We start from the raw sequence: 12,464 nt of genomic DNA, 5'->3' as shown, positions 1-12,464 counted from the left end.
CTCAATCCGCCGTCCGGTCCGACAGCAGACGTTCGGTGGCCAGCAAGGCGTCGCGCATCGGCGCCTGGTCCTTGCCCAGCTTCGAGAGAATGGCCGCGCCCAGCCACAGGCTATACATGGCTCGCGCCACAGCACGGGGATCGCGCGGCGTCGGGATTGAACCGTCGACGCGACCGTCGGCGACCACCTGTGCGATCCGGTCGATCAGCCGCTCGACCCCGCCCTGCAGGATGACCCGCATGTCTTCGGACAGGTCAGGGATTTCAGCCGCCAGTTTGACCACCAGGCAGCGGTCGGCCAGGCCTTCTGCGCGCTCATCGTCGAACCAGGCTGTCCAGTAGCGCATCAACCGCTCGCGGCCGCTGCCGACCTGGGCGAACAGGGCGTCCAACCGGCCGAGATAGTCGACGCAATAGTCTTCCAGCAGGGCGCAGCCGAACGCCTCCTTGGAAGCGAAGTAGTAGTAGAAAGACCCCTTGGGCACGGCGCTCTGATCCAGAAGCTCCTTCAGCCCCACCCCGCCGAAGCCCCGGCGCAGCACCAGGCGACGCCCCATCGTCAGGATGTGCTCGCGGGTCAGTTCGGACTTCTTGCGATCTGTCATGACAGGCATGTAGGAAATAATAGACCGGTCGTCTATATGACCATGCAATTTTAAACTGGCGGCCGACGTCGCCCCCAAGGGGCTGAGCCAAGGCCGCAGGCGGCGGGGCTCACTCGGCCTGGAGCGCCTCGGCCCTTCATTCATGGCGTGGGTCGGCAGCAGATTGCTCGGCAGCGGGGTCCGGTGAAGCAGGTCGAGCCCCGACTTTGACGCGGGCAGCGGCGGCGCCGGGTCGAACGGCGCGCCGGCGCTATAATCAACGCTCCGCAGCCGGCCTGTAGCGTTCGTCGAATAGGCATGTCCCAGCATGCCGAGGGCGGACGGCTTCGCAGAGGGCGGCCACAGAGCCGGCGTCGGGCTTGGCGCCTTGGTCGATCCAGGCCATCAAGCCGTCGAAGACCGCCACATATTCCGGAGCGCTCAGCGCGCTGTGCTCGGCCTCGTTGGTGAAGGTCTGGACCAGAAGATCCGACCGGCCCGCCGCCGCGACCCGGTCGCGATAGGCCGCCTGATGCCAGACGAAGGCTGTGGGATCGTACTTGCCGTGAATAGTCACGGTGGGGGCCACGATCATGCCGGACAGGTCGGCGTCATAGGCCAGCCGCGCCACCGCCATCGGATCGGCGGAAAAGCGCTGCACCCCGGCGTTCAGGGCCGCATCATCGTGCGCCCCGGTATAGACAGTGTCGATATTGGAGAAGGGATTCAGCCCGTCCAGCCGACGCTGCACCAGGTCCTGGAACAGGAAGGTGGCCCAGGCCAGATGGCCGACCAGTTGGTCCTCCTCGACGCCGACGACGTTGAGGATGTCGGCCAGCCGCTGTTTCTGTTCCGACGAGCGCTCGGCCTCAGGCAGGCCGACGCCGGTGCAGGTCTTCACCCGCTCCGCCAACTCGGCGCGGGTCATGCGGGCGCCGTCGGGCAACCCCTGCCAGAGCGGATACTGGACCTCGTCGGGTTTCGGATGGTTTTGGCAATAGTATTGATAGACAGCGCGCAGGTCGGCCCGGAACCTGTAGGCCTCGGTCCCGCCCGCCAGAACCCCGCTGGTCAGGACGACGCCGTCCCAGACCACCTGCCCCTCCGCGTCACGCGCATAGAGCTCCGCCGCCTTGGCGGCGACGTTGCCGCCCCAAGACTGACCATGCAGGATGGTCCGACGCGGCCGACCGAAGGCGTCCCAGAAGATCTGGCGCAGATCGTCAGTGTCCTCGGCCGCCATACGGACGCCGTAACCGCCGCGGCGATAGGTTGAGCCCGCCCAGGCGAAGCCCTCCTTGACCGTCATGGAGAAGCGCTCCAGATCCTCGAGCGGATCATCGGCCTTGGGGACGCCCGTACGCGGCCCTCCGTGGGCATGAACGATCAGCGAACCGTTCCAGTTCTCTGGCATGGCGATCCAGTAATAACCGCCCTTGGCCGCCTGCCCCGACCAGCAGTGCGCCTGCTGCGGAAGGAAATCAGGGCAGACGGCCGGGGCGGGCGCCGACGGGGAGGTAACCGCCGGCGCATCCTGGGCGGCGGCGAAGGGCGCGCCTGCAAGTGCGACGGCAAACGTGCTTGCAGCGATCCTGAACATGCGCATCCCTTCGCCTCCTGATCAGAACGACTTGCTGGCGTTGACGTACCAATAGCGTCCCCAGGGGCTGTGCACTGAGCCGCGATAGCCGTTGTCCGCCAACGGCGGTCCCTGATCCGTCAGATCGCGCACCCCCAGACGCAGCCGCGTCTCGGCCGGGAATTCGTAATCCACATAGGCGTTGATCGTCTGACGCGAGTCGACCACCCAGGCCTCGTCGGAAGCCCCCAGCAGACCGGGCTGGTCGAAGTCGCTGATGTACTGGCTGGAAATCCCGGCGCGGATCGGACCCTTGCGCCAGGTCAGGCTGGCGTTGACCCGCCATTCCGGTCGACCGTTCTGGCCCACCAGTTGGGCCGTCTCCGGCAAGGTGGTTCCAGCGTTGATCGTGCCGTCAGCGCGGGCGGCGTAGAGGGCGTTCACGATGTCGCCAGGGTCACGCGAAAACTCATCCAGCTTGCTGGCGTTCACATTGACGATGAAGGTGCCAAAGCGCGTACGCCGCAACGACCAGTTCATGCCCAGATCCAGACCGCTGACCGTCTGCGGCTGCAGGTTGATGAAACGGTCGTTGATGGAGATGACCTCGCCCACCGGCGTCAGGCCCGTGCCCTCGAACAGCAGAATGTCCTCAGGCGTAGCGTCGCGGCGGTTCACCAGCGGATTGGAACCGCCCTCGACGCGGTTCAGATAGTCTAGGGCCAGGGCCGTCTGCGCCCCCAGCAGGCCGACGATCTTCTCCTGCTCGATACGCCAGCGATCAATGGTGAAGGTGAAGGCGCCGAAGCGATCAGGGATGAAGGACGGCTGCAGCACCAGGCCGTAGGAACTGTTGGTGCTTTCTTCTGGCTCCAGATCCGGGTTGCCCGCGACCAGCAGCGATGCGCCCGAGGTGTTCTGCGAGCAGGCCGAGAAGCTGGCGATGCGCCCTGCACGCAGGTCAGCTTCGCAACGGACATAGTCAACGCCGCTCGCCAGACGCGAATACTGGGTGGCGTTGGTCTGTTCTAGGTTGGGCGCGCGGAAACCTTCTGAGTAGGAGCCGCGGACGCGAACGCCCGGCACGACGTCCCAGGCCGCGGCCACCTTGGGCTTGGCCACCGAACCGAAGTCCGAATAGTGCTCGTAACGACCGGCCAGCTGCATATCCAGCTGATAGATCAAAGGAATATTCATCTCAGGCGAGACCAGAGGCAGGGCGAACTCGATATAGGTCGAAAAGACCTCCCGGCTGCCCTTGGTGTCGGGGTTGGGACTGACGGCCGAGACGTTGGACAGGTTGGTTTCGCCCGTCACCATGTCGGTGAAGGTGAAGGTCCCGTCCACATTGGCGTCGCGATCATCCTTTTGAGTCTCACGACGCGCCTCGATGCCGACGGCCATGCCGACCGGCCCGGCCGGCAGGTCGAACAGATCACCCCGCGACAGTTTGAAGTCCGCCATCGTCAGGGTCGTGCGCGACAGACGGCGCATGTCGAAGACGATGGCGTCGATCGCCGCTCGCGAGCTGGGCGAGCAGTCGCCATAGCTGGTGGTGGCGACGCAGCCCCCGCTGAAGGGGTTGTAGGCATCGGGCGTGGACAGCGCCAACTGCTTCTGCAGCGCCGTCATGTTGATGTTGGGTGAACGGTCTTCGGCCTCGGCCTCCGAATAGACGAGAGCCGTCTCCCAGTCGAAGCCGCGCCACTCGCCGCGCAGACCGCCCATCAGGCGCGCCTGATAGTTGTCGACCTTCACCACCTGGAAGCCCGTGTCGACGAAACGATAATTGGTCATCAGAACCGGCAGCCCGGCCGCAGGCACGCCGGTCAGACCGGGCAGACGATTGGGGTTGGCCGAACCGTCGGCGAAGGTCACAGGACCGAACGGATTGTAGTAGTTGCTGGCCGGTATCCAGATCTGGTTCAGGTTGACCACTGGCGGCTGCACGGCGCGGCTGTGCGCGCTGTAATAGCCGATCTCGCCAAAGGCCTCGACGTTGTCGGTCAGGTCGTAGCGACCGGTGAGAAAGAGGTTCAGACGTTCGACCGAAGGACGCACCGTGGTCTCATGACGCGTGTCATAACGCATGTCGCGGTTGGTGGTGTTGAAGTTGTGATTGCCGCTGGACAGGCAGATGTCGCCGCCGACATCGACGCCGCAGCCGAAGCTGGACGGCTGGAAACGGAAGGCGCCGGCTGAGTTGGTCACGGCGGTCCCGTTGGAACGGATCACCGCCCGCGACCCCACTGAAAGACGTGCCCAGGGCGTGTGCGAAGACCGGCCGTCCAGCGACTGAACCCCAGCGAAGTCGGCGTAATCCGCGAACAGGGGTCGGATATCGTCCGAACGGGTGAAGTCCTGATCCGACGCCCATAAGGCCGTGCGCTGGGCATAGTTGGCGAAGAGCGAGACATTGCCTCGCTCAAGGTTCTTGCCCGCGAACAGGTTGAACTCGGTGTCGCGCATCTGCGTGCCCTCGGCCCCGCCGTAACGGGCGCTGACCGTCAGACCGTCGATATTGTCGCGCAGCACGGTATTGACCACGCCCGCCACCGCGTCCGCGCCATAGATAGCGGCGGCGCCGTCCAGCAGCACCTCCAGTCGCTCCAGACCTGAAACGGGGATGGCGTTGGAGTTGTAGCTCAGCACCGGCACCGTGCCGGTGTCCGAAGTGCCCTGACTGGTCGGATGCTGCACCAGGCGACGCCCGTTCAGCAGGACCAGGGTGTTGCCTACGCCCAGGGAACGCAGGTTGACCGAGTTGACGTCGCCGCGGGCCGAGTTCGAGGTCTGCGGGTTGTTGGCCGAGTCAAACAGGACGTCGCCCATCTGCGGAATGGTGCGCAGAAGTTCGTCCCCAGTCGTGGCGCCGGTCGCTTCAATCTGTTCACGATCCGCGACGATCACCGGCAAGGCCGCCGTGGTGCGCGCACCGCGAATATTGGTGCCGACGACAACCACGTCCTCGACCTGGGACGCCTGCTCGCCGACGCTGACGGAAGACGCCTCCTGCGCCTGCGCCATCCCCGCGAACAGAACCGCAGAGGCCGTCGTCGCCATCAGGGCGATCTTCGAATGCATTTTCATTTTTCCACTCCCTTTGCGCCGCCTGTTGCCGACGGTCGCGGTTTTGAAATTCTTCTTGTGTTTCAGTCGTCAGCGAGGACGAGATCATCACCTGGACCCGCCGCCGGATCAGGCGACGCCGCCAAAGGTTGCGGCCCGCCGTCCAGCGCAGCCTTCAGTGCATCGCGATCCAGTTCGCCTTCCCAGCGGGCGACGACGATGGTCGCCACGGCATTGCCGATGAAGTTGGTCAGGGCCCGGCACTCGCTCATGAAGCGGTCGATACCCAGGATCAGCGCCATGCCGGCGACCGGCACGGTGGGCACCACCGACAGCGTCGCCGCCAGTGTGATGAAGCCCGCGCCGGTGATCCCCGCCGCCCCCTTGGACGACAACATGGCGACCAGCAGCAGCAAGATCTGATCCTGCAGGCTGAGGTCGATATTCAACGCCTGGGCGATGAACAGCGCCGCCATCGTCATGTAGATGTTGGTGCCATCCAGATTGAAGGAATAGCCGGTCGGCACGACCAGGCCGACCACCGACTTGGACGCCCCCGCCCGTTCCATCTTGGAAATCAGGCTGGGCAGGGCCGCTTCGGAACTGGAGGTGCCGAGCACCAACAGCAGCTCTTCCTTCAGATAACGGATCAGCTTCAAGATATTGAAACCGTTGGCGATAGCCACCAAGCCCAACACCCCGACCACAAAGATGGCGGCCGTCAGATAGAAGGTGGCGATCAGGGCGAACAGATTGGCCACCGAGGCGATGCCATAGGCGCCGATGGTGAAGGCGAAGGCCCCGAAGGCGCCAATCGGCGCCGCCTTCATCAGGATGGCGACCAGCTTGAAGAAGGCCGCACTGACCGATTCCAGGACGGTCATCACCGGCTTGCCCAGATCGCCGATCATGGCCAGGGCGATGCCGAACAGGATGGAGACGAACAGGACCTGCAGGATGTTGCCGGTCGAGAAGGCGCTGACCACGGTGTCGGGAATGATGCCCGTCAAGAAGCCGACGATGGTGCTCTCATGCGCGGCCTGGGCGTATTGGGACACCGCACCCGCATCCAGGCTGGCCGGGTCGATGTTCAGGCCACGGCCCGGCTGGACCAGATTGGCGACAATCAGACCGACGATCAGGGCGAGCGTCGAGAAAACGAGAAAATAGCCGAACGCCTTGGCCGCGACCCGCCCGACCCGGCCAATATCGCGCATCCCGGCGATTCCAGTGACGATGGTCAGGAAGATCACCGGCGCGATGACCATCTTCACCAGCTTGATGAAGCCGTCGCCCAGGGGTTTCAGGCTCTCGCCGAGCGTCGGCCAGAAGTGACCGATGGCGCCGCCGAGCACGATAGCCACCAGCACCTGGAAATAGAGATGCCGATAAAAGGGGCGGCGCACGACGGCCGCCGTCTCTGACGCGATAGGGATCACGAAGGTCGCTCCTGACAGCGAGCCAAGAGGCTCGCGGATTTCCTCGGCGTGCTCTTCGTCACGCTTGGGCCTCAGTCTGCGTCAGGGTTCAAAGACGACCAATACGCGCACAGAAATCATTCAATATATTGATATATAATGATATTTAATAACCCAATCATTTTTCTCGACAAGAAACGTGCGGAAAACCATCCCCAAACATGGCTTATTTGTGCGAAATATCGCACACACATCCATGCCCCACTCGGCCTCCATGCGCGCTGCGACACCGTTCCATTTGCGAAACCGCCTGGCCCTCGCCCTGCTGGCCTTGGTCTGGCTGGCGGCCAGCCTTGCGGGAGCCTACGCCGCCGGCGAAACCGCGCGTCGTAGCGCTGAGGCCGCACTGGCCCGCCAATCGGAAAACGCCGCCGCGCTGCATGCCGCGGTTCTGCGGAGCGAGCTTGAGAAGTATCGGTCCCTGCCGCCCGCTCTGTCCACGGACCCCGACGTGGCGCGCCTGCTGAACGCGCCGGACGGCGCAGATACGACCACGCTCAATCAGCGGCTTGAGACCCTGGCCGATCAGACGCGCGCCTCGGCCATCTATGTCATCGCCGCCGACGGCGTGACCCGCGCCGCCAGCAACTGGCGTCAGCCGATCAGCTTCGTCGGGGCCGACTACAGCTTCCGCCCCTACTTCATCAAAGCCATGGCCGAAGGCTCCGCCGAGTTCTTCGCACTGGGCACCGTCAGCCGAACGCCCGGCCTATTCCTGGCCCGACGCGTCTCGGATCGAAGCGGACACGCCCTGGGCGTGGTCGTGGTCAAGGTCGAGTTCGACGCCCTGGAAGCCGAATGGCGCGCCGCAGGCGAACCGGCCTATGTGGCCGACCCTGGCGGCGTGATCCTGATCACCAGCGTTCCGGCCTGGCGTTTTCGCACCCTGCGTCCGATGGACGCCGCCAGCCGCCGATTGACGCTCGCCGATCAGACCCTGGGGCACGGCGCCCTGACGCCCCTGAACTTCCAGACGCCGCCGGACGGACGCTCCCAACTCGTCGAAGCGCCGGTGGACGGCGCCGTTCGCCACTGGATGCACGCCTCTTCCCAGACCGCGACCCCCGGCTGGACCCTGCATCTGTTGACGCCCACGCGCGGCGCGATCGAGACGGCCGTCGCCAACGCCCGCGCCATCGCCGTCCTGATCGTCACCCTCGTCTTCGGCGTCCTGGCCGTCCTGCTGCGTCGCCGTCAGCAAGCCGCCGCGCGCCATCGCGCAGCCGAAGCCGCGCGTCAGGATCTGGAACACCGCATCGCCGAACGGACCCGCGACCTCAGCGAGGCCAACGAGGCGCTGAACCGCCAGATCGAGGAACGAATGCGCGCCGAGGCCAGCCGCGAGGCTCTACGCGACGAACTGGTGCAGGCTGGCAAGCTGGCGGCCCTGGGCCAGATCGCCGCCGGCGTGGCGCATGAAATCAATCAACCCGTCGCCGCCATTCTCACGCAGGCCGAAACGGCGGCCGCCTGGTTGGAACGGGACCAGGCCCCCAAGGCGGCCCGCGCCCTGAGCCGCATCGGCGACCTGACGACCCGCATCGGCGCCATCACCCAGGAACTGCGCGCCTTCTCCCGCAAGAGCCAACCCAGCGTGTCATCAGTCTCGATCAACGAAGCGCTCGACGGCGCCCTGCTGCTGCTCGGCGGCCGTTTGCGGCAGGCCGGGGTCCGGTTGGTCCGACACAAGGGCCCCGACGCCGTCGTCATGGCCGACCGGTTTCGACTGGAACAGGTCATCGTCAACCTGATCCAGAACGCGCTGGAGGCGCTGGACGGCGTTCCGACCCCTATCGTCACCCTGTCGGTCAAACGCGAAGCGGACCAGGTCGAGTTGATCGTGGCCGACAACGGTCCCGGTCTGTCCGAAGCAATCCGCGAACAGCTCTTCACGCCCTTCGTCACCAGCAAGGCCAATGGACTGGGCCTTGGACTGGTCATCAGCCGCGACATCGTCGCCGCCTTCAACGGCGAGTTGGATCTGCGCCCCAGCGACACCGGCGCCGTCTTCGTCGTCACCCTGAGGCAGGCGTGATGGACTTTCCGCGCCTCGACTCCGTCGCCCTGATCGAGGACGACGACGATTTCCGCATTGCCTTGGTCGAACGCCTGGAGCTCGACAATCTGACGGTTCACGCCTTCCGCTCCGCCGAGGCGGCTCTGGCCGAGATCGACGCCGATTTCGCCGGCGTGGTCGTCACCGACCTGCGCATGCCCGGAATGGACGGCCGCCAGTTGCTGAGCCGCTTGCAGGCGCTGGATTCCGCCCTGCCCGTCATCCTGATCACCGGCCATGGCGACATCGCCGAGGCGGTCGCCGCCATGAACGCGGGCGCCTACGACTTCGTAGCCAAGCCCTTCGCCTTTGAACGCCTGCGCGAAAGCCTGAAACGCGCCCTGGAGAAAAGGGCGCTGGTTCTCGACAATCGCCGCCTGACCGCCCTGTCGTCCGAGGCGGGCCTGGAGTTGCCGCTGCTGGGCGAAAGCCAGGCGATCCGGCGCTTGCGCGGCACTATCGCCCAGATCGCCGACGCCCGAATGGATGTCCTGATCGAGGGCGAGACGGGCGCTGGCAAGGAAGCGGTCGCCCGCGCGCTTCATTACAACGGACGACGACGACCTCAGCCCTTCGTTGCGGTGAACTGCGGCGCCTTGCCCGAAGCCCTGATCGAGAGCGAACTGTTCGGCCATGAGCTTGGCGCCTTCGCCGGGGCCATGCGTCGTCGCCTCGGGCACGTCGAGCGGGCGCACAACGGCACGCTCTTCCTAGACACCGTCGACACCATGCCGCTATCGGCTCAGGTCAAGATGCTGCGCGTGCTTGAGGAACGCGAAATCCATCCTGTCGGGGCCGACGCCCCCCGTGTCGTCGATCTACGGGTCCTGGCCTCGTCCACTGGTGATTTGAAAGAGGCGGTCGTTCAGGGTCGAGTACGCGAGGACCTCTATTACCGCCTCAACGCCGTGCGCCTGCGCATGCCGCCGCTGAGGGAACGCCGCGAAGACATCCCTCTGCTCTTCGCCAGCCTGCTGGCTCGCGCCCAGATCGGCCCGGACGGCGTTGCACCCGCCGTTACCGACGAGATTCGTTCAAGGCTTCTGGAGTCGCCCTGGCCCGGCAATATTCGCGAACTGGCCCACTTCGCACAGCGCTTCGCCCTGGGCCTGGAAAGTCACGACGGCGGAACCCTCGAACCCGAGAGCGGGCTTGCCGAGCGCGTCGCATCCTTCGAAAGCCGCATCCTTCAGGACACGCTTGAAGCCCTGGGCGGCGATATTGCCGAAGCCCTCGCTCACCTGAAAATCCCGCGAAAGACGCTCTACGACAAGCTTAAGCGGCACGGCCTGAAACCCGCCGATTTCCGTCGCCAGTAGCCCAGGAGCCAGCCCGATCAGCGCAATTCAAAGCTGGCGTGCAATTCGGCGCGAGAATCCCCGCCGATCCAGATGTCGAACACGCCTGGATCAACCACCCATTTGCGCTCGGCGCTGCTCCAGTATTTCAGCTCGGCTTCGCCCAGGATGAAGGTCAGGGTGCGGCGCTCGCCGGGCGCCAGGGTGACCCGTTGGAAGCCCTTGAGTTCGCGCACCGGGCGCGTCGCTCGTCCGGCCCGCTGGTGGATGTAGAGCTGGGCCGTCTCGTCGCCGGACCGCGCGCCGGTATTGGTCACCACGACCGAGACGCTCACCCGATCGTCAGCGCTGAGAACCGACCGATCCACCGCGATGTCCGAAAACTGGAAGTCCGTATAGCTGAGACCGTATCCGAACGGATAGAGCGGCGTGGACGGTCCGTCCCAATAGCGGGTCGCCGCAGTCGCCGGGTCCTTGGTCCGGTTGTGCGCATAATAGAGCGGGATCTGACCAACCTCGCGCGGCCAGGTGATCGGCAGCTTGCCGCCGGGGTTCACGTCGCCGAACAGGACATTGGCGACCGCAGCCCCGCCTTCCGATCCCGGATGCCAGGCCTCCAGAACAGCGGGCACGTGTGCGGCGGCCTCGCGAATATCCAGTGGGCGGCCGTTGACCAGCACAATGACGACCCGCTTGCCCAGGGCCGTCACGGCGTCGATCAGCTTCTGCTGCTCGCCAGGCAGGGACAAGGAGACGCGCGAGGCCTGCTCGCCGCTCATGTAATAGTCCTCGCCGACGGTCAGGATGATCAGGTCCGAGCGTCGGGCCAGTTCGAGGGCGCGGGCGTATTCGGCCTCGGCCGTCGCGGCGTCCCAGCGGCGGGGCATAGGCCGCATGGCCGCAAACATCGACGCCGTGCCTCGGCGCAGTTGAACGCCCGGCGCCGTCTCGACCTGGGCCAAGCCGTCCAACCTGGCCTTCAGGCCCTGGAAGATGGTGACCGTTTCGTCCGGCTTGTCCGCGAACGACCAAGGACCGACGGTGTCCACCGCTGAGTCCGCCATTGGTCCGATGACGGCGATCCGTTGATGCACCCCGGCCTGCAACGGCAGGACGCCGTCCCTGTTTTGCAGCAGAACCATCGCCTGTTCCGCCGCCTGCCGGGCCAGAACCCGATGCTCCGGCGACTGCAGGACGGCTTCGCTTCTCGAGGCGTCGATGTAGGGATTCTCGAACAGGCCCATCCTGATCTTGGCGATCAGAACGCGACGCGCAGCCCGGTCCACGACCGCTTCGTCCAGTCGCCCCTCACGGACGGCCGCGACCAGATTGTCGAAGGCGCCGGCGCCTAGGGACATCTCCATGTCATTGCCCGCGCGGATGGAACGCACGGCGGCGTCGGTCGCGTCCGTGGCGAAGTGCTGGGGGATCAGACTCCGCACGGCGTTGGCGTCCGAGACGACGAAACCGTCAAACCCGAGTTCCTGGCGCAGCAAACCGTTCAGCAGGCCGTCGTTGGCGACTGCTGGAACGTCGTTCAACTCCATGTAGGCGCTCATGACATTGGCAGCGCCGGCTTCGATCGCGGCGATGAAAGGCGGCAGATAGAGGTTGTAGAGCTGGGCGTCCGACAGGTTCACGCTGTCATAGTCGCGCCCGCCCTCGGACGCGCCATAGCCCAGGAAATGCTTGGGTCCGGCCAGAAGGCGATCCGGCTGGCCGATGGTCTCGCCCTGGAAGCCGCGCACCTGGGCCCGCGCCAGAACCGAGGCCAGATAGGGGTCTTCGCCCGGTCCCTCGACGATACGCCCCCAGCGCGGATCGCGCGTCAGGTCCAACATGGGAGCAAAGGTCCAGTGGATGCCGACCGCGCGCGCTTCGCGCGCCGCGACCGCCTGAGACTGTTCGACCAGGTCCGGGTTCCAGGTCGCCGCCATCGCCAATGGAACAGGAAAGATGGTGCGCAAACCGTGCACCACATCATAGCCGAACAGCAGCGGTATCCCCAGCCGGGTCTCCTCGACCGCCATCTTCTGAAGCCGGTTGGCGACAACCGGGTCGCGCACGAACAGCAGCGAGCCTACGGAGCCCTCGCGCACCCGCGTCTCGACCAGGGCGGCGCTGCCGAGCACGAACTGCTGGCTGACCTGCCCCACCTTTTCTTGCAGCGTCATACGCGCGATCAGCGCGTCGGCGCGGGCTTCGGGCGATGGAACCTCGGCAGGCGCCGGCGGCGTCGGTTCGGCCGCCACAGAGGTTCCGCTGAGCAGGACCACGCCGACCAGCAGGCGTTGCAGAAATTTCATCGGCATCAGAACACCCGATAAAAAAACGGCCGATGCGGAGGCTGATCCGCATCGGCCAGTAACAAGCAGGGCGACCCGGGAGAGCCGCCCGGCTC

7 protein-coding genes are annotated in these 12,464 nt (G+C 65.5%); 2 read left to right on the top strand and 5 right to left on the bottom strand.

The window, feature by feature from the left end:
- Position 1: 1 nt before the first annotated feature.
- From CQ039_RS09785 to CQ039_RS09770, 4 genes are all read right to left on the bottom strand, one after another.
- Positions 2-604: a TetR/AcrR family transcriptional regulator gene (locus CQ039_RS09785; RefSeq protein ID WP_105562006.1), complete on the bottom strand. Its 603-nt coding sequence runs from the start codon at positions 602-604 to the stop codon at positions 2-4.
- Positions 605-860: 256 nt separating this feature from the next.
- Positions 861-2,189, bottom strand: a complete 1,329-nt coding sequence (locus CQ039_RS09780; RefSeq protein ID WP_105561923.1) for a hypothetical protein — start codon at positions 2,187-2,189, stop codon at positions 861-863.
- Between the two features lie 15 nt (positions 2,190-2,204).
- On the bottom strand, positions 2,205-5,252 hold the full coding sequence (locus CQ039_RS09775; protein WP_105561924.1) for a TonB-dependent receptor domain-containing protein: 3,048 nt from the start codon (positions 5,250-5,252) through the stop codon (positions 2,205-2,207).
- A 62-nt stretch (positions 5,253-5,314) separates the two neighbouring features.
- Complete coding sequence (locus CQ039_RS09770) at positions 5,315-6,667, bottom strand: dicarboxylate/amino acid:cation symporter (protein WP_369831555.1); 1,353 nt, start codon at positions 6,665-6,667, stop codon at positions 5,315-5,317.
- 280 nt (positions 6,668-6,947) lie between these two features.
- On the opposite strand from CQ039_RS09770, the gene CQ039_RS09765 reads away from it, so the two are divergent.
- Complete coding sequence (locus tag CQ039_RS09765; RefSeq protein WP_233190082.1) at positions 6,948-8,744, top strand: ATP-binding protein; 1,797 nt, start codon at positions 6,948-6,950, stop codon at positions 8,742-8,744.
- The gene (locus CQ039_RS09760) at positions 8,744-10,084 is read left to right on the top strand and encodes a sigma-54 dependent transcriptional regulator (protein WP_105561925.1); all 1,341 of its coding nucleotides are present in this window, start codon (positions 8,744-8,746) and stop codon (positions 10,082-10,084) included. Before CQ039_RS09765 ends, CQ039_RS09760 begins: the two co-directional genes overlap by 1 nt.
- Positions 10,085-10,101: 17 nt before the next feature.
- On the opposite strand, the gene bglX is transcribed toward CQ039_RS09760, so the two are convergent.
- Entirely contained in the window at positions 10,102-12,375 is a 2,274-nt protein-coding gene (bglX, locus tag CQ039_RS09755; protein WP_233190083.1) for a beta-glucosidase BglX, read from the bottom strand.
- Positions 12,376-12,464 lie beyond the last annotated feature (89 nt).

This window comes from Brevundimonas sp. MYb52 (genome assembly GCF_002979535.1).
Classification (GTDB): Bacteria; Pseudomonadota; Alphaproteobacteria; order Caulobacterales; family Caulobacteraceae; genus Brevundimonas.
The sequence above is the reverse complement of the archived record's forward strand: the minus strand, read 5'-3'. Positions and strand labels throughout refer to the sequence as shown.